This is a genomic window from Flavobacterium sufflavum, from assembly GCF_004016525.1.
In the GTDB taxonomy this organism is placed as follows: domain Bacteria; phylum Bacteroidota; class Bacteroidia; order Flavobacteriales; family Flavobacteriaceae; genus Flavobacterium; species Flavobacterium sufflavum.
The window spans coordinates 323631-342085 of the sequence record NZ_SACJ01000003.1 but is presented as its reverse complement, the minus strand read 5'-3'; the positions used below and the strand labels follow the sequence as shown (position 1 = coordinate 342085).

Genomic DNA, 18455 nt, shown 5'->3' with positions numbered 1-18455 from the left:
GAACAATGAAAAAGAATTTACTTTTATTTGTCTTTGTTTGTCTTTTTGGCTTTTTGCTTAGTTTTAATCTTTTTGCTAATACAGTTAATGAAGCGTCTTTTAAAGCTTATGCAATTGCTGTTAGTCCTCCAGTTGTGACTTCTCCAATCTATTTATGTCAAAATAGTATAGCAGTCCCGTTAACAGCAACTCCTTCAACTGGAAATACTTTAATTTGTTATGGGACAAATGCAACTGGAGGTATAGGTAGCCCTTTTGCGCCAACTCCATCAACTACTGTTGTAGGGCAAACGTCTTATTATGTTAGTGAAACTGACGGTATATCTGTAAGTGCTAGATCTAGAATTATTGTAAATGTTGTAGCCGATAATGGAGCAACAATACTTAATTTTAAATGTGATCCTTCTCAAATTGCAACTGCAGATAAATATTCATCTGTTTTTTTTGATTGGTCTAATAATCCTACTTCGATACCTGATAATTTATATTCTTATACTTATACAATTGATGGAGGAGCTCCTGTTAGCGGAACTGCTGACAATACAACAGGTTCTCATGTTCAAATTTTTGGAATGTCGCCAGGGCAATCAGCTACAATGACTATATCAGCTACATTACATCCTTGCGCTCCGCCAAGAACAGTCACTTGCACTGTTCCCTGCCTTACTTTATCAACTCCTACTTTTACTCAAATTTCTCCAATTTGTGAAGGAGATACCCCTCCAGTATTGCCATCAAGTTCGATAGAAGGATTTGACGGAACCTGGTCTCCATCTGTGGTAGACAATACAGCTACCACAACTTATGTTTTTACACCAAATGCAAACGAATGTGCAAGAACACAAAGTATGACTATAATGGTAAATCCGGATAATCCAGGATTCAGCGACTTTTCTATTTGTTCAGGAACTACTGCGCCAACTTTAGCTAATACATCTCCCAGCGGTGTTACAGGAACCTGGAATCCGCCTACAGTTGATGATGTGAATAGTGATTCTTATACATTTACTCCGGATGCTGGACAATGTGCTACTACACAAACAATAAATGTTACTGTGATGCCATCAAATATGTTAGTTGATTTTGACTGGACTGTTTCGGAGGCATTTGCTGAGAATCAAAAAATTACTGTTTCGGCTATTACAGCGGGAGGTGATTATTTGTATCAATTGGATGATGGGCCGTTACAATCGAGTCCTGTTTTTGAATATGTTGCTTCAGGATCCCATTCGGTAACGGTAACGGATCAAACAGGATGTAGCATGCCTATTACTAAAACCGGTATTATGGTGGTGAATTATCCAAAATATTTCACTCCTAATAATGATGGTTATAATGATTATTGGAACATAGCAGAATTAAGCTCCCAACCTTATGCTTATATTCGAATATTCGACCGTTATGGGAAATTTTTAAAACAAATTAGCCCTAATGGTGCTGGCTGGAATGGAACTTATAACGGACATTATGTGCCTGCAGATGATTACTGGTTTGTGATTCATTATTTGGAAAATGATATCGTAAAAGAATTTAAATCTCATTTTTCGTTAAAAAGATAAAATGAAAAAGGAATTGTAGATGATACAATTCCTTTTTTTTTTAAGTTGTTTGCAATTCCGAAATGATAAATTCGGATCCGCTTTTATATTGGGTATTATAATGCACTTTTACCTCGTTTCTTTCGGCTAATTTTCGAACTAAATTTAATCCCATTCCGGTACCCGAATCTCCTCTTGAGGATTTTCCAAGGGTGTAAAACATTTGGAATATTTTTTCTTCCTGGTTGTCAGGTATTCCGGGGCCGTTGTCCTTTATTGCTATTTGTTGCAGTTCTTCGTTGTAAGAAATAGTGATTTCGGTAATTTCTTTGTCATTATATTTGATAGCATTTGACAATAAATTTTGAATAATTTGCTTAAATGCCACTGATTGAAAACTGATATTATGATTTAAGTTTTCTTTTGTGATTTTGATGTTGCCATTAGGATTGATTAATTTAACTACAGCATTGATTTCGCTAAGGATATTAATGGCTTCTTTTCCTTGGTTATTTTCTACGTTTTTAGAATAATGTAGTAAATCGTCAATTAATTTAGACATGGACATAGCCGATGATTTTACCATGTCGAATAAGTCTGTTGCTTCTTCTTTCAGGTCTAATAAATGTTCTTCTTCGATGAATTCAACTAAGGATTTAATATTGTTTAAAGGCGTTTTTAAATCATGCGCAATGATGTTGGCAAATTGTTCTAATTCGCCATTTTTAGCAACTAATTTTTCGTTTAACTTTTTTAATTCCTGATCATAATCCCAAATTTTCAAGAAAGAATCTACTTTTTTTCGGGTAATTTCTGTTATTAAAGGTTTAAATAGAAAGTCGATTGCACCTAAGTCGTATGCTTTGTTAACGTATTTGGCCTCGTCACTTATGGCGGTTACGAAAATAGTTGGAATGCTGGCAGTATTGGGGTGTTGTTTTGTTATTTCAACAAATTCATAACCATCCATTTCAGGCATTTGAACATCGACCAAAATAAGTGAAATTTTCTCTCTAAGCAATATTTGCAATCCTTCGTTTCCGGAATTACAAGTAATGATCTCTCTGTCGGGTTTTTCTAACATGCTTTTTAGGGCAATTAGATTTGCGGATTTGTCATCAATTAATAAAAGGGTATGTTTTTTAGCGGTATTCATTATTTAATGCATTTATAATGTTTGTGGTATTTAATTCTTGGTGTTTGTTATAAATAATTTTTGCTGCTTTTGGCATAATGGCAAATTCGGCTTCATCACAGTCCTGAATGATTGTCTTTCCATTATTTTCGGCCATAATTTTTAATCCATTTGCCCCGTCTTGATTAGAACCTGATAATAAAATTCCGCAACATTTTTCTTTTAATAATATTGAAAAAGATTCAAATGTGACATCAATGGATGGGCGACTGAAGTTAACTAGTTCAGATACATCCAGAGAAAAAGTGTAATCTTCTTCTAATAGAACGTGATAATCGGTTGGAGCAGTGTATACAAAACCTTTTTCCATTTTCTCTTTATCTTCTATTTCTTTGACCACATAATGGGTGCTTCTTTGTAAAATAGCTTCAAATGAGGATGTCGTATTTTTTAACCGATGCAAAACAATAACAATAGGGATATTTATACTTCTGTCTAAATGATTTAAAATAGACAAAATTGCATCAAAAGCTCCTGCTGAGCCACCTATTATTATGACTTCGGGTCTCATTTTATTTTTTGATAAATTTTTTCTTCACGGTCAATTTCTTTAAAATTTTCGAAAACCGAACTAAATCGCAAAGATTCTTTTTTACCAATTGCCAAAAAACCATGAATAGGCAGACTTTCATAAAAAAGCTCTAACGCTTTGTTTTGTAAATTGTTGTTGAAATAAATCAATACATTTCGACAAAGTATCAGTTGGCATTCTTTAAAAACACCATCGGCAACCAGGTTATGGTTTGAAAACAGGATGTTTTGCTTTAATCCGGATTGTATCATCGAATGTCTTTCGTCAGAAACAAAATAATTCTTTAAGGATTCTTTTCCCCCACAGTCATAATAATTCTTGCTGTATTCCTTAAAATTAGCATTGTTATAAATCCCTTTTCTAGATTTTTCTATGGCATTACTGCTGATGTCAGTGGCATAAATTCTGCTTTTTGAATATAGATTATTTTCCTTTAACAGAATATTTAAAGAATAGGTTTCTTCTCCAAAAGAACAGCCTGCACTCCAAATATTAATTTTAGGATAGCTGTCTAAATAGGGGAAAACTTTTTCCTGTAAGGATTTAAAGAAGCTGGGATCTCTGAAAAATTCACTCACATTTACCACAATTTCATTGATGAAACTTTCGAAGATAGTAGGGTTATTGATTAATTCAAATTTTAAATCAACAGCATTTTTCATGTTGTTGATACCCATAAAACGATTTATCCTCCTAAGCATTGACGCCTTAGAGTAATCACTAAAATCATAATCAAATTGCTTTTTTATTGTAAATAGCAATTCGTCAAGCTCTTTAAGTGTTATCATTTATAAATCCAGATACTAATTAGTGAAATAAGTTTTTGAATGTCAATAGGTTTTGATTGGTAATCAGATGCTCCTGCTTTTAATATTTCATCGCGATCGCCTTTCATTGCCTTGGCGGTTAAAGCAATAATAGGTAAGTTTTTCCATTTTATGTTTTCTCTTATTTTTCTAGTAGCCTCAAATCCATCCATTTCAGGCATCATAATATCCATTAAAACAATGTCAAAATTAGGATGTTCTTCTAATGTGTTCAAAGCTTCTAATCCATTAAAAGCAGTTGTTATGATGGCTCCTTTGCTTGTTAAGGCTGCCGATAGGGCATAGATATTTCTAATGTCGTCATCTACAATCAAAATATTTTTATCTTTCAAAATCTCCCCTCCGGATAAATTAGGAGCACTTTTATATTCTGTTTTTTCCGAAGTTTCTATTTTGTTTAAAAACAATAATATTTCGTCTTTCAGCCTTTCGGTTGCATTATTGGTTTTGATTACAATACTGTCTACGCTTTTTTCAAGTTCTAATTGTTCATTATCTGATAATGTTTTTCCGGTATTGATAATAATTTTGATATTCTTGTTTTTAGATATGCTTTTTAATTCAGAAATGGCTTTTACATTGTCTGAATCAGGTAAACCTAAGTCTATTATGGCACAATCAATTTCAACATTTGTCAATATGTTTTCGGCTTCTAATCGGGAATAAGCCTGTATGCAAATGGTGTTTTTGTCATTGGCGTGCAGCAATTGTTTTATCGAATAATTTAATTTTTCATCATCTTCTAAAATCAGTACTTTTTTATAAACTTTGTTTATTTCCTCATCGATAGAAAGGAAGGCATTTTTAAGTTTTTCGGGAGTAATTGGTTTAACCAGAAAATCAAAAGCACCCATTTCTTTAGCTAATTTTTCTCTCTTCATTCCTGACATCACGTGTACAGGAATGTGTTTTAATTCAGGATCTTCCTTAAGCCATTTCAAGACAGTCCACCCGTCAATTCCGGGTAATTTCATGTCCAGAATGATGGCTTTAGGATTGTATTTTTTAGCATATTGGAATCCGGTTTCTCCCTGATGGGCAATAATTGCTTTAAATCCATTGTTATGCGCTACCTGAAGCAAGACTTCGGCAAAGGATGGATCGTCTTCGATGATTAAAACCGTTTTATCATCAATATCTGCTTGAAATCGGTCATCATTAATGTTAGCCGAAAGATCTACAAATTCCTCATTAGGTTTTGGATATTCCGATTCAATTTGTACTTCTTTCACGATTTCAGGAACCACAGTAGCCACAGGAAGAGGAATGCTGGTATTGTCTTTAAATTTTGTTGGAATTAACAGCCCAAAGGTACTTCCATTATTGAGTTCGCTATCAAAAAACACTTCGCCATCTAATAAATCAGCCAGTTGTTTTGAGATGTATAAACCTAAGCCAGTTCCTCCATATTTTCTACTTGTGGAGCTGTCCGCTTGCTGGAAACTTTGAAATAGTTTTTTCTTATTTTCTTCAGAAATCCCAATACCGCTATCTTTGATTTCAATGGACAGAATTTCATTGTTGTTTAGCAAGGCTAATTTAGGATTGGCATATTCCCATTTTTCGCTTACTACATCAAAAGTCATCGTGACAGTACCGCCATCAGGAGTGAATTTTAAAGCATTTGAAAGGAAGTTTTTAAGAATTTGTTCTATTTTACCTACATCACTATAGATTTTTCGTGGACATTTCTCGGTAATTTTAGTTTCAAAATGAATCTTCTTTTTCTCCATTTGAGCTCTAAAAAGACCGTCCATATCCGAGAATATCCTTTCAGTAATAGTGTTCTCCGGGTAGATTTCTACTTTCCCGGCTTCAATTTTCGAAATGTCTAAAATATCGGTGATTAGGTTTAATAAATCTTTACCTGAGGTATTAATTACCGATAAATTTTCTAATTGTGCATTAGTCAAATTGCCAGAGGTATTGTCCCTTAAAATATCCGAAAGAATTAAGATACTGTTTAATGGTGTTCTTAATTCATGGGACATATTGGCTAAAAACTCCGATTTGTATTTGCTGGCTTTCGCAATTTCTTCCGATTTTATATTTAATTCTTCCTGGGCAATAACAAGGTCGTCGTTCTTTTTCTCAATTTCATAGTTTTTAGTTTCCAGTTCCCGGCTTTTTTCTTCGAGATAAGTATTGGTTTGCTCTAATTCAGCAGCCTGGTTTTTTAATATTTCTTCTGATTGTTGCAGCAGTAAGGTGTGTTTGTTAAGTTCCTCGTTATTTTGTCTTAATTCTTCTTCCTGAACCTGTAAAATGTTGTTTTTGCGATTTATTTCTTTAACTGATGTTTTTAATTCCTCATTTCTAATAAATACCGCTATAGCATTCCCTATAGAATTAGTTAATGTAGTTAATAATTTTTTATGACTATTATTGAAGTTCTCCAAAGAGCCAATTTCAATAACACCTATAACCTCATTTTTATAAGAAATAGGAGTGATTAAAACATTGTAAATAGGAGCTTTTCCCAATGAAGAGGCCAGGAATGAATATTCTTTGCTTAGATTGTTCAAACACTTTTGTTCATTGTATTTAACTACTTCGCCTATTAATCCTTCACCAAAAGCAATGATTTCAGGGCTGTGATTGTCATCGGCATAACTGCCAATTTTTATTAAATTGTTTTTGCTGTCGATGTAATCTGTGGTGTAAAAGGTAGCTTGACAGCCATTAGTTTGATTACTTAGAATCTTACTGATATTTGCACCAAAAGCATAAATGTTTTTAGAATTAATGATAGCATTGTTTATTTCGATGATGTTTTTTTCTAATAAACTATTAGCTGCAGTCTCATCATTAAAACGTTTTAATTCTAAAGACATCGTATTTAGCGACTGGTTTAAAGTATCTGATTCGCTTCGGATTACGATGGTGTCTCCAAAATTTCCTGAGCTGATTTCAGCGGCTAAATCAATTTGTTCTTTAATAGCATTGGTGAGTTTTTTTAAGGACTCTCTGATGGAATCTAATTCTGTATTACCTGAAAGTGTATGTTGGAAATCAGTATATCCTAAAGAAATTTTCTCAATTTTTGCGGCAATTATATTGAGTGAATTTGAAGTATTGCTAATCAATTTATAGACTAAAATTCCTGTTGTAATTAGTAATATTGAAAGGGATAAAAGGGCAATGATAGTGCTAAAAATAGTGTTGTCTTTTTCCTGTTTTGCTAAATCAATAATATAATTTAGTTTTTTAATTTTTAAAACATTGAGTTTGTCATTTATGGCAGTGGATTGGTTCCACCATGCTTCAGGTGTTATTTTAGCGGCATTATAAAGAATCGATTCTGCGGTGGCTAAAAATGATTTAAATTCTGCCGATTTTTTGAATTTAATTATTTCGTCATTGATTTTATTGTTGTTGTAGTTTTCTAATTTAAAATCGGCATTTTTATTTAGGTTTTTTAGATTTTCATAATATCCATATAAATCGCTATGAATGGTATCATCGATTAATTTGTCGAATACGATGCTTCTTATTAAATTAGTAGCTGCTTTTGAATCGATATAGGATTTTAGATTATTAGCCAGTCTAGCCAATTTTTCATTGTCACAATTTACAATTTCCCTGTCTATCAAATTATTCAATATGTTGTTTAAAGCCGTATATTCATTAAAAGTTTTTAATGAAGAAGTTGTGTTTTTTTCGGCATTGTAATGGATGTTGTTGATGATTTTTCGGGCTTCGTCAATGTTTTTAACAACAACACTATCGGTTGAATTTGTTTTAGAAAACCATTCGAGTGTTTTAGCCATTTTTAATTTGAATTCCACTTTTTTATTGGGATCAAATTTTGAATATTCACTCAATGTTCTTTCATTGTTAATTAATATTATTCCTTCCGAAAAATGAGCAATTTTATCAATGTTTTGGATGCTGTTTTCAATTTTGGTATACTTTTGATACGTATTGTCAATATTTAAAATAGTAAAATACAATAGCCCAAAAACAGGTATTAAGAGAATTAAAATTAGTTGTTTTTTAAAGGATAAATTTTTCCACATAATTTAGAAGTAGGTTAGATAGCTAATTTATTTAATTTATTTGGGATGATTCGCATTTTAGCATAAAATATTGAGGATATTTTATATATAAAAAAATAAAAGCATTTCAAATATAATTGAAATGCTTTTGTTTTTTTGAATTATTTAGGCTAGAAATTTAGTTTGCTTTTTTTAGTGTATTAACATATTCGGTTAGTTTTTTACCATATAAAGATTTAGCCACTTTTGGAGTCATTGCATTTTTGATGGTATCTAAATATTTAATGTTAATGTCATAAACTTCAGATAGAGCTATGTAAGGAGCAATTTCATGATCTTTGTTGTTCATTGCAAAATTAACGGCAAATAAATATTTACGTTTTGTATTTAAATCCTGTAGTTGATTTAAACTATCTATTGCCTTAGGATCTTTTCTTTTAATAGCTTTGAATTTTTGCTCAATTAAGTTCAGGTTTTCGTCTTTATATCTCGAAGTTGTTTTTTTATAATCTTCATAAAGTTCATGATTTTTTGAACCTGTAATTTTTGCTCCTGAAAGAAAGCCATCTAAATTAGTTTCGATGTTAATAATTCCCGGTTCAGCAAAAAACATAAGATTATTATCTAATGAGTTGCTAACTCCTCTGTCTAAAAACAGATAAAGCATTTCAGGTGATTTCAAGTCGATATTACTTTCAAAATGTGAATTTCCGTCAATTTTAATTGTATCGATGGCAACTAAGGAAGTATCTACTACTTTTTGGATGTATAAAGTTCCTTCTTTTAATCCTTTTACATTTCCTGTTATCTGTAGGTTTCCTTTAGATTCTTTTTTATTACAAGAGACAATAAGAACTATGGCAACTAAGGCGAGAATTGATTTTTTCATTGATAAATATTATTTGGTGCAAAATAAAGAAAATAGTTTTAAAAACAGCGAAAGTTTGCTTCGATACTCTTTCAAATAAACAGTTCTTTATTGGGTTTGTTTGTGATTAAAATTTTTAGATTATCCTTTTAGCCAGGCTTCTTTTAATTGGTTTTTAGAAGCATCGGTAGCTTCTATCTTTTCTTTGTCTTCATAAGGCAATTTTACGGTTCCTTTTAGCAATTCTTCTTTGCCGCTGCGTCTTATTTTTACGGTAATGTCCTCGTTTTCTTTCCATTTCGCACTTTGGTTAATCATGTCGTAAATGTTGTCGTAAGAATAAGCTACGTTGTTTATTTCTAGGATAACATCTCCGCCTTTTAATCCAAGATTAGTGAAAAATACATTCAATTCGATATTAGGGATAACACTAATTTCATTGTTGTCAGGATTCACCGTTATGTATGGAGTTTGGTCTTTTAAGAAAACAGCAGCTGCAACTTGCACTTTTGATTTTGCTAATCCTACTTTGGCTAAATAAAAATCATAAGGAATAGGAGTGGTGCCTGCAACGTATGTTTTTAAGAAATCGCCAACTTCAGGGTAAGTCAGTGCTGTAATTTTATTAAAAAGTTCAGGATCATTAAATGGTTTTGAAACCCCATATTCATTAGATAATTTTTGCATTAAGTCCAGAATTCCTCTTTGTCCGTTGCTTTTTTCCCTGATAATAATGTCGATACACATTCCTATCAAAGCACCTTTTTGATATACATTGATGTATTGGTTTTTATAAGGTTGCTTTAGTACATTAGCACTCATTGTGGTAAAAGACATGGTGTCATTTAATTTACTTGCTCCTTCAATTTTTTCTGCAATTCGGTTGTAAAAATCATCTTCAGAAATCAAACCCTGATTAATCTGGAAAAGATTTGCAAAATATTCAGTAACTCCTTCATACATCCATAGGTGTTCAGACATTTTTGGTGCATTGTAGTCAAAATATTGGATTTCCTTAGAATGAATCGTTAAAGGCGTTACAATATGGAAAAATTCGTGCGAAACAACATCCATCATCGATTTTACCAATTCGTCTTTTTCCATCACTTCCGGTAATACCACAGTGGTGGCGGTAGGATGTTCCAGCGCTCCAAAACCGCGGGCATCCTCTTCTTTCATGCTAGACAGATACAAAAGAACAGAGTATTTTTTAGTAGCATTAATTTTTCCTAAAAAGTGCTTTTGGGCTGTCATCATGGTTTTCATTTCCGCTGTGATGCTTTCGGCAGTATATTTCCCTGTAGGCGAATAAACACAGATTTGGATATCCATACCATCAACATTAAAAGTGGTATAATCCGGTTTGGAATACATGATAGGATTTTCTACCAATTCGGCGTAGCGTGAAGTAACAAAAACATCTTTTGTAGTGCTGTTGTCTTTGTCGGTCATGGAAGTGCTTCCCCATAAATTAGCCGGATGCTCAACAGAAACCTGATATGGAACAGCTGAAAAATTATCAAAATACCCCACAAAACAATGGGTGTTTATCATGAAATTTTCGCCGGCGTTAATATTAGACCCTGCAGGAGAAAAAACATCGTCTTTGCCAAAACCGGTTCCTTTTTCGGTATCGAAAGTATCATTGACTAAATAGGTTATTTTACTTAAAGTCTTGGCTTTGCTTATAGTCCATGAATTCTCGTCAGCTTTTTTAACAGCTAACAGATTTCCTTTTTTGTCGTAGGCTTTTAAGTCTTCTATATATTTTCCGTAATTGTCTTCAGAATAGGTTCCGGGAACTGTTTTCGGAATGCGATAAGTAATTTCGTCACTGCTGCTTTTAGGAGCATTTACTGTAACTAAAACCTGGTCGTTTTTAACCTCATTTAAATTGATGGCAACCTGTATGGCTTGTGCTTTAGTAGTTTGGGCATTGATAGTTTTACAACTCAAAAATAGAGACGCAATTGTTAAGACAAAAAATGTGTTTTTCATGTTTTTTTGGGATATTTTAGTGCAATAGTTTTATAGTTGTAAAAGCATACTGTTTTACAGGCTATAAAAAGTTCAAAAAAAAGCACTCCAATTAAGAGTGCTTTTGGTATAGGTTAATCTAATTTGTTCTTGATATAATACTTTCCGTCTAAATCGTCATCAAAATCATCAATTTTAAGCGGCTTAGGTTTGGGTTTGTTAGCCGTAGCTTTCTTTTTCCACATCTCAAATTTCTCTAGAGGCATCTTTTTCTTCATAATTTCCAGAACTTCTTTTTCAGCCAATCCAAATTCTTTTTTTATTATTTCAAAAGGATTCTTTTCCTCTAAGGCTAATGTAACAAGTTTTTCAGTTTGTTCCCAAGTCAGTTCTTTACGGTTACTCTTTTTCATCACGTGAAAATTTATTCTAAATAGTTTTTTTAATTAAAAAAATGATTTTGTAATAGGTTTCAATATTAATAAAAAAAATAATTACTTCACAGTTTCCGTAGTTTTTTTTGTTGATATTTTTAGGGTCAGAGTATGGGGTTAAGAAATTGTTATTTTTTGTGCGATTCTTTTTTATTTTGCTGGTTTTTAGTCCCTTTTTTAATAAAGTAAGAAGATGTTTTGTTCTCTTGATTTATTTTATAAAGTAATATTAAAGTTAAGCTTCATTGTGATTTTGTAAAAGTAGTTTATAAATGAAGCCAGCAGCTATAGCTCCTAAAATTGGAGCAATCCAAAACAGCCAAATCTGACTTAAAGGTTCACCACCTACAAATAAAGCTTGTGATAGGGAACGGGCAGGATTTACAGAAGTATTGGTAACTGGAATGCTGATTAAGTGAATTAATGTTAAGCCTAAACCAATAGCTACTCCGGCAAACTTTCCATTAGCAAATTTGTCTGTGGCTCCCAAAATGATTAATAAGAAGAATAAAGTCAATACAAATTCAGTAATAAAGCAAGCTTCTAATGAATAACCATTAGGCGAAAAATCACCAAATCCATTAGAAGCGAATGCTCCCGCTTTAGTATTATCAATTGCAAATCCCGCTTTTCCTGATGCAATGGTGTATAAAGTACCAGCTGCGGCAATAGCACCAACACATTGAGAAATAATATAAGGAATCAGCTCTTTGGCTTCAAAACGTCCGCCAGCCCACAATCCGAAAGAAACAGCAGGGTTAAAATGTCCTCCAGAAATATGTCCAACAGCATAAGCCATAGTTAAGACCGTTAGACCAAATGCCAGGGCTACCCCTGCAAAACCAATTCCTAATTCAGGTATTCCGGCAGCGAAAATAGCACTACCACAACCTCCAAAAACCAACCAATACGTTCCGAAGAATTCTGCAAATAATTTTTTCATAATAAATAATTTATATAATGGTTACTAGTTAAATGTGTATTGATACGCCCAACTGATAAGGACTATTTGTAAAGGTAAACGCAATAGTAAAATCCATTTTGGGATGCCAAAGCTTGCTTTTCGGTTTTGAAACATAAATAGATTAGCAGGAAAAACAGCTATTAATAGTATAATAATTCCCCAGGCAGCATAATTTGTCATGTTTGGAAGGACTAACAAGAGTCCTAGAATTATTTCGGCAGCTCCACTAAGCAGGTTGAGTAATTTGGGATTCGGTAGGTAAGGAGGGATTATTTTGAGGTATGTTCCTGGAATTCTAAAATGATTTAACCCTGCCATGATATACAGTAAAGCCATGATATAGAGATGCCAAGGTAAACTCATAACAAAAAGGTTTGATACGAATTTATTGAAAAAAAACTAATAAAGGATGGAAAGTGTAGGATTTTTTAACCTCTTGTGAGCAGTTTGTTTTATTTCTTTAAACGAATATTCATGAAAACAATGGCAGTAATAATTAAAAAAATGCCCAACCATTGTTCGAAATTTACTTTCTCGGATAATAAAAAATAAGCCATCATTACCGAAACAGGCAGTTCTAATGCCGAAACGATACTCCCCAGTCCAATGCCTGTAAGTGGAAAACCGGTATTGAGCAACAGGGGAGGAATTATTGTGCCAAACAAGGATAAAATAAGCCCCCACTTTATGAAAATGGAAAACTGAAAAGCCGTGTTTTGTGTCATAAGTCCGAAGAGGATGATAATTAATATGCCACCGATAAGCATAAACAAACTACGTTGTGCAGACGAAATTTCGGTTGCAATCTTATTTGCACTGTACATATTAGCGGTATATGCGGCTGCGGCTAAAAGTCCCCAAAAGAAACCTTTCCATTCGATAACCAATTGGTCTTGCAGCAAATTTGTAGCTAATATTGTTCCGATTAAAGTAATAATAACCGATAGTGTTTTTTGGACAGAAGGAAGTTTTTTGTCTAATAACATTTCGAGAACAACGCCCATCCAGACCGTTTGCATTAATAAAACAATACTAATGGAAACAGGAACGTATTTTACCGATAAGTAATAAAAAACACTGGTAAAACCTATCGAAGTTCCCGCTATTATCAACTGAAGTATTTGATTTTTGTTAATTGGCAGCTCCTCGCTATTTTTGCTTTTTTTTCGAAAAAGATTAAGGCTTAGAAGGGCTAAAAGTCCTAAAGAAAATTGAGAACCGCTAACTTCAGCAGTCGTATAACCTTCCTGATAGGCCATTTTTACAAATGTAGCCAGCATACCATAGCTGCTGGCTCCTAATCCTACTAATAGTACTCCTTTTAAGGTTTTGTTTTTAATCATCTTAGCCTTTTTGACTCTGTAAAAATAGACTATAGTTAGGATTAAATAAAAGAATAACCCACAGATAATACCGATATAGCAGATTAAAACGGATTTATCTGTGAGCTAAATTTTGAATTATTATAAGATCGAATGTTTCAAAAATTAAAATAAACCTTCTAAGCTTGGATTTTTTATTCCAATTTTAGTGTAATCAAATGCCATTTTCTCTTTTAATAAACTGGCATATACTGATCTGAAATCAATTTGATGTTTTAAATCACCTTGCGATAAATCGGCAAGATTTGGGTTAGAGCCAATTACTTTTCCCTGGTTTTGTCCTCCAATGACAAACATCGGTGCAGCAGTTCCGTGGTCGGTTCCATTGCCGTTGTCTTTGACTCTTCGCCCAAATTCTGAAAACACAACAATAGTCACATTTTGAAGTAAATTGGCTTGTTTTAAATCCTGATAAAAGCTAAGAATGGCGCTGTCCAGTTCTTTGAATTTATTGCTTTGAATCACTAATTGGTTGTCATGGGTATCATAACCACCTTGTGAAGTATAATACACTTTCGAATTTAAATTTCCTTTTATCAATCGGCTAATCCATTCCAAATTTTTACCCAATGCATTTTTAGGATAGCTAATTTCAGTAGTAGATTTTGTCAGTGCTTTTTGGATTTCTTCCGAACCTTCTAAAACGGAATTGGCTACTTTTCGAACAAAATCCAACGAAGGATTCTCAGATAAAACATCTGTTTCTTCTTTTATGTTTTTTATTTTAAATCGATCAGGATCTTTTACCGTTATAGAATTTGGGCTTTGTCCTTTCAGCGATAAATTATCTATCGAATCGATGTTAATTCCCGCAGTAGGAGTATGGCTTACACATTGCAAATCAAGGTAACGACCCAGCCAGCCTTCGTTGATGTATTTATTCGAATCAGAGGCGGTTTGCCAAATTTCCTGACTTCTGAAATGGGAACGGTTGGGTTCAGGATAACCAACATTTTGAATTACTGATAAATCTCCGTTTTGTTGCATTTGAGCAAATCCTTTTAGCGAAGGATGAAATCCCATTCCTTTGGTTGTCGAAATAACATCACCTTTAGAAATGGCAATTTTGGGACGGAAGTCATAGTACAATGGATCTTCAAAAGGAATAAAAGTATTCAGCCCGTCATTTCCGCCGTTTAGCTGTACAAAAACAAGACATTGTTCGCCTATGATTAAGTTTTTTTGAGTGCCGTAAGAGAATAAAAAATCAGGAAGTAACAGGGCTCCTCCTGTCAATGTTCCTGTAAGCGATAGAAAACTTCTTCTGTTCATAATCGGTATTGTTAGAAGGTTTGGTTTAAATTAATTGAAATTCAGGTTCTTTCACCATGGCATTAAAGAGCCTCAAAACAGCCTGATTGGCATTTTGAGCCTGTGTATCAAAATCGTATTTTAAGATATTCTCGAAATCTTTTTGGCTTTCGCTGTCTATTTGAAATAACAATCGACTTGATAACTCACTTATGATTTCTTTGTTAGTTCCTTTGTTCCAATCTAATTGAATTACCGTTTTTCTAAAAGCTGGACGATTCACATTTTCATCCATCATAGTGCCCATCGTTTTTTGATTGAAATTCTCCCTTCCGCTACAATACAAATCGGCTAAGTTGTTGCGTTGCAAATAAATCTGGGAAGTCAGCCAGGATTTTCCGCCTTCCCAACCTTTTACATTGGGTTGATTGAATAAATCCATGCCTTGGTTTTTTAGAAAAGCCACCATTGGCCTGCTGTTTCTGGGATTGATGTGTAATTCTGAAATGAGTTGTAAACTATATTCCAGCGGATTTTTAATTTTAGAACCTGCCGTTTTTTTATCAAATTCTTCGGTGAAAATTTTTTCTAATAAGGGTTTGATTTCAAAGTCTTTTTTCCTGAAATAATCACCATAATAAGTCACCAGTTTTTCACTGGGATTGTCATAAATAAACCATTGAAGAATTTTTTTAGTAAAAAAATAAGGAGCATTTTTTTGTTTGAAAATAATATCGACAATATCATCGGATTTAAAATGTCCTTTTTTGCCGAAGTATATAATTTCTGAATCGTCGGCTAATTTATCTCTGTAAACACCGCCGTTTTCTCCAACACCTAATCCTGCCAGGGCTTTAGCGCCGTTTTTAATATCTTCTTCGGTGTAATTTCCAATACCCAGAGTAAAAAGTTCCAGTAATTCCCGACTCAGATTTTCGTTGATTTTACCTTTTCGATTATCTACATTGTCCAGATAACGCAGCATCGCATTGCTTTTTAAAATGGCTTTGGTTAAGTCTTTGAAATTGCCAAAAGCGTGTTTTCGAAGTAATTGATTGTGTTCGAAAATCCAATAGTTTACTTTAACCTTTTGAAAAGTTGACACAAAATGATTGTGTAAAAACAGCGTCATTTTCTCCTGTAAAGGATAGTTTTCCTGCATCATTTTTTCCAGCCACCAGGCTTTCATGTCTAATGAGGTGAGTGCTTCCTGTTTTTGGAACTCTTTTTTTTGATCGTCGGTAAGCTCTTTAGCTTTTTTTCGAAGTTCTCTGTAATCAGCTAATGTTTTTGGACTGTCTTTTAAAAAGTCGGGGATAGAATCATCAAAATTAGTTTTGAATGAAGCATCCAGGAATTTTGAAATTCCCATTTTTTCTATTGCTGCAGCTTGCTTATTTGAAAAGCCTAAACGGAGGGACCAAAGCGAATTAGGGTTCATAGTTAGTAGGTTTTAGGTTTTTTCTGGTTTGTTATTAATTAAGATGTTAAAGTGTGAAAAAGGTTTAATGGATTGGATTTTTTTATTGAGTTATCTAATGTACACAATTTAATTCTTCAACAGGGTAGGGTAAATGGGCTTATGGTTGTCTTACTATTGAAAGTAATAATAACGATAACTAAAATTGAAAATTATGAGAACGATATTAGCAATATTTCTTTTAGGAACAATGGCAATTACATACGCTCAAGAAGCTAGTGTAGAAAGTAGAGCAAGTGTGGGCAAAACTCCTGATAAAATCACGTATTACCAACAAAGAGGAGCCGAAGATGCTAAGTATGAGTTAAGTTTTGAAGCTAAAACTAAAGCCGAGGAAAAAGCTTTTTGGAAAGAACAGAAAGCTTACGAAAAAGAGTTGAAGGAAAGGGATAGAAAGGCATATCGCGCTTATATTGCCAGCAAGAAAGAGGTTTATGTAGAGCATTATAATCATTGTGACGCACATTGCCATCACGACGATTATTTTTATAGTCACGCCGGATTTTATTATTATCAATACGATCAACCAAATTATCAAAGAACTCCAAGTAGTACTTCGATAAATACCCAAATAGGTGTACGTACCCCCAGCGTACGATTAGGGCTTTAATCTATTTTAAAGCTACTAAAAGCTGTTTCGATATCCCGATAGCTATCGGGATATCGAAACAGCTTTTTTTAGATAAAGCTTCTCGATACAATTTTAAATAATATAGGCTATCGCATTATTATTTAAAATCACTCGAAGTAACGGCAAAAAGCCTAATTAACTAAAGCCTTGTTGCTTCGTCAAATATTCGGCAATAGTTAGCTCCTCCAATTTTTATGATTTCGTCTTCGTTAAAACCTGTTTCCAGCAAAGCACTTACCACGCTATAGAAAAAGCCTTCTTTCTGATTTTCCCAGGCTGAATTTGTTTTTTCACCAATTCGTTCCCTCTTTTTGTTGGCTTCACCATTGTTGGTATTTTCAGAAGCAGGATAATTAGCCGTAGCCATTTTAGTATCGGTGCCAATGCACACATGGTCTATGCCAACGACATCAACCATAGCTTTTATGTTATGGGCATATTCTAATGGTGAATCGGCGAGATGTGTCCAAACTCCTATTACACCACCTGCATTAGCCACAATTTTAGCTTGTTCTTTGCTGATAAGTCTTGGTTTCATCATTTTTGCCATTCTTTCATTTTTGCCTAATTGACTATCAAGACCGGTATGGGAAATTAGGATAGGCTTGGTCGAAATTGCAAGAGAATCATTAATAGCGTCATTGCTTGCATGGGTAAGATCCAGAAGAATCCCCAGTTTATTGGCTTCGGTAATAATTTGTTTGCCAAATTCAGTTAGTCCACCAAATTGTGGCGGATTAGTATAAATGTCTCCTATAGGCACCGAAGATTGATTGTCGTGAAGCAATCCTAAATGTCTTAATCCTCTATGGTAAGCTAGTTCGAGTCGTTCGAGATGTCCTTCTAAAAAATGACCTCCTTCTATCGACTGAATAGCAATAGGCTTATTTTTTTTATGCGCTTTTTTCAAATTGGCCAGGCTTAGTGCGCGTTCCATATTGTTGTCTTTTAGGACAGCATCCATTTCGTCTAAACTGTTCAGGAATCGTTGGTAAGCTTCTCCTTCCTGGGTTAAATTAGGACGATCTACCGAAAAGGTCATGCATATAGCCGATAAACCGGATTTTTTTATTTCGGTGGCTAAATCATATTTTTGATTCTTAAAATCTGCTATTTTAAAGGGAACATCAATATGATTGTGAGTGTCAATTCCTATGGTTTTAGCTATGATTCTGGCTATTTTAGTTTCTTGGGTATCATTATCAAAAGCCAGCATCGGACTGGCATAAAGTACCGCAGTTGCACCAGATAGATTGATAATGAATTTTCGTCTTGACCATTTGGAATTGCTATTACTCATAAACTTTAAATTTGAAAAATTTTAAGTTGGACTCTGGATTGCTAATAAAGTTTAATCCTAATAATTCTATCTGAGAGA

At 33.6% G+C, this 18455-nt stretch carries 15 protein-coding genes; 2 read left to right on the top strand and 13 right to left on the bottom strand.

What is annotated here, in order from left to right:
• The first annotated feature begins 5 nt into the window (after positions 1-5).
• Positions 6-1559, top strand: a complete 1554-nt coding sequence (locus EOD40_RS07195; protein ID WP_128194215.1) for a T9SS type B sorting domain-containing protein — start codon at positions 6-8, stop codon at positions 1557-1559.
• Between the two features lie 40 nt (positions 1560-1599).
• Here EOD40_RS07195 and EOD40_RS07190 read toward each other — a convergent pair whose 3' ends face one another.
• The 12 genes from EOD40_RS07190 to EOD40_RS07135 form a co-directional block, all read right to left on the bottom strand.
• Positions 1600-2694 carry a sensor histidine kinase gene (locus EOD40_RS07190; RefSeq protein WP_128194214.1) on the bottom strand — a complete coding sequence of 365 codons (1095 nt, stop codon included), beginning with the start codon at positions 2692-2694 and terminating at the stop codon, positions 1600-1602.
• Positions 2681-3244 carry a chemotaxis protein CheB gene (locus EOD40_RS07185; RefSeq protein WP_128194213.1) on the bottom strand — a complete coding sequence of 188 codons (564 nt, stop codon included), beginning with the start codon at positions 3242-3244 and terminating at the stop codon, positions 2681-2683. The genes EOD40_RS07190 and EOD40_RS07185 overlap by 14 nt, the downstream gene beginning before the upstream one ends.
• Positions 3241-4053, bottom strand: coding sequence for a CheR family methyltransferase (locus EOD40_RS07180; protein WP_128194212.1), 813 nt, complete (start codon positions 4051-4053; stop codon positions 3241-3243). Before EOD40_RS07180 ends, EOD40_RS07185 begins: the two co-directional genes overlap by 4 nt.
• Positions 4050-8111, bottom strand: a complete 4062-nt coding sequence (locus EOD40_RS07175; RefSeq protein ID WP_128194211.1) for a response regulator — start codon at positions 8109-8111, stop codon at positions 4050-4052. Before EOD40_RS07175 ends, EOD40_RS07180 begins: the two co-directional genes overlap by 4 nt.
• A 157-nt stretch (positions 8112-8268) precedes the next feature.
• The gene (locus EOD40_RS07170; protein WP_128194210.1) at positions 8269-8979 is read right to left on the bottom strand and encodes a DUF4369 domain-containing protein; all 711 of its coding nucleotides are present in this window, start codon (positions 8977-8979) and stop codon (positions 8269-8271) included.
• A gap of 120 nt (positions 8980-9099) precedes the next feature.
• On the bottom strand, positions 9100-10956 hold the full coding sequence (locus EOD40_RS07165; RefSeq protein WP_128194209.1) for a M61 family metallopeptidase: 1857 nt from the start codon (positions 10954-10956) through the stop codon (positions 9100-9102).
• Between the two features lie 113 nt (positions 10957-11069).
• Positions 11070-11348 carry a DUF2805 domain-containing protein gene (locus tag EOD40_RS07160; protein ID WP_128194208.1) on the bottom strand — a complete coding sequence of 93 codons (279 nt, stop codon included), beginning with the start codon at positions 11346-11348 and terminating at the stop codon, positions 11070-11072.
• A 256-nt stretch (positions 11349-11604) separates the two neighbouring features.
• A complete protein-coding gene (aqpZ, locus tag EOD40_RS07155) occupies positions 11605-12312 on the bottom strand; it encodes an aquaporin Z (protein WP_128194207.1) in 708 nt (235 codons plus the stop codon).
• Between the two features lie 24 nt (positions 12313-12336).
• Positions 12337-12696: a DoxX family protein gene (locus EOD40_RS07150; protein WP_128194206.1), complete on the bottom strand. Its 360-nt coding sequence runs from the start codon at positions 12694-12696 to the stop codon at positions 12337-12339.
• An 89-nt stretch (positions 12697-12785) separates the two neighbouring features.
• Entirely contained in the window at positions 12786-13676 is an 891-nt protein-coding gene (locus EOD40_RS07145; protein WP_128194205.1) for a DMT family transporter, read from the bottom strand.
• Positions 13677-13820: 144 nt separating this feature from the next.
• Positions 13821-14987, bottom strand: coding sequence for a DUF1501 domain-containing protein (locus EOD40_RS07140; protein ID WP_128194204.1), 1167 nt, complete (start codon positions 14985-14987; stop codon positions 13821-13823).
• A 25-nt stretch (positions 14988-15012) separates the two neighbouring features.
• Positions 15013-16407 (bottom strand): DUF1800 domain-containing protein, encoded by a 1395-nt coding sequence (locus EOD40_RS07135; protein WP_128194203.1) that lies wholly within the window; start codon positions 16405-16407, stop codon positions 15013-15015.
• 193 nt (positions 16408-16600) lie between these two features.
• On the opposite strand from EOD40_RS07135, the gene EOD40_RS07130 reads away from it, so the two are divergent.
• Complete coding sequence (locus tag EOD40_RS07130; protein ID WP_231129593.1) at positions 16601-17056, top strand: hypothetical protein; 456 nt, start codon at positions 16601-16603, stop codon at positions 17054-17056.
• Positions 17057-17216: 160 nt separating this feature from the next.
• On the opposite strand, the gene EOD40_RS07125 is transcribed toward EOD40_RS07130, so the two are convergent.
• The gene (locus tag EOD40_RS07125) at positions 17217-18377 is read right to left on the bottom strand and encodes a dipeptidase (protein ID WP_128194201.1); all 1161 of its coding nucleotides are present in this window, start codon (positions 18375-18377) and stop codon (positions 17217-17219) included.
• Positions 18378-18455 lie beyond the last annotated feature (78 nt).

Excerpts from the sequence above, each read along its gene's own strand:
- EOD40_RS07195 (WP_128194215.1), top strand. The coding sequence starts at position 6 with ATGAAAAAGAATTTACTTTTATTTGTCTTTGTTTGTCTTTTTGGCTTT.
- EOD40_RS07190 (WP_128194214.1), bottom strand. The coding sequence starts at position 2,694 with ATGAATACCGCTAAAAAACATACCCTTTTATTAATTGATGACAAATCC.
- EOD40_RS07185 (WP_128194213.1), bottom strand. The coding sequence starts at position 3,244 with ATGAGACCCGAAGTCATAATAATAGGTGGCTCAGCAGGAGCTTTTGAT.
- EOD40_RS07180 (WP_128194212.1), bottom strand. The coding sequence starts at position 4,053 with ATGATAACACTTAAAGAGCTTGACGAATTGCTATTTACAATAAAAAAG.
- EOD40_RS07175 (WP_128194211.1), bottom strand. The coding sequence starts at position 8,111 with ATGTGGAAAAATTTATCCTTTAAAAAACAACTAATTTTAATTCTCTTA.
- EOD40_RS07170 (WP_128194210.1), bottom strand. The coding sequence starts at position 8,979 with ATGAAAAAATCAATTCTCGCCTTAGTTGCCATAGTTCTTATTGTCTCT.
- EOD40_RS07165 (WP_128194209.1), bottom strand. The coding sequence starts at position 10,956 with ATGAAAAACACATTTTTTGTCTTAACAATTGCGTCTCTATTTTTGAGT.
- EOD40_RS07160 (WP_128194208.1), bottom strand. The coding sequence starts at position 11,348 with ATGAAAAAGAGTAACCGTAAAGAACTGACTTGGGAACAAACTGAAAAA.
- aqpZ (WP_128194207.1), bottom strand. The coding sequence starts at position 12,312 with ATGAAAAAATTATTTGCAGAATTCTTCGGAACGTATTGGTTGGTTTTT.
- EOD40_RS07150 (WP_128194206.1), bottom strand. The coding sequence starts at position 12,696 with ATGAGTTTACCTTGGCATCTCTATATCATGGCTTTACTGTATATCATG.
- EOD40_RS07145 (WP_128194205.1), bottom strand. The coding sequence starts at position 13,676 with ATGATTAAAAACAAAACCTTAAAAGGAGTACTATTAGTAGGATTAGGA.
- EOD40_RS07140 (WP_128194204.1), bottom strand. The coding sequence starts at position 14,987 with ATGAACAGAAGAAGTTTTCTATCGCTTACAGGAACATTGACAGGAGGA.
- EOD40_RS07135 (WP_128194203.1), bottom strand. The coding sequence starts at position 16,407 with ATGAACCCTAATTCGCTTTGGTCCCTCCGTTTAGGCTTTTCAAATAAG.
- EOD40_RS07130 (WP_231129593.1), top strand. The coding sequence starts at position 16,601 with ATGAGAACGATATTAGCAATATTTCTTTTAGGAACAATGGCAATTACA.
- EOD40_RS07125 (WP_128194201.1), bottom strand. The coding sequence starts at position 18,377 with ATGAGTAATAGCAATTCCAAATGGTCAAGACGAAAATTCATTATCAAT.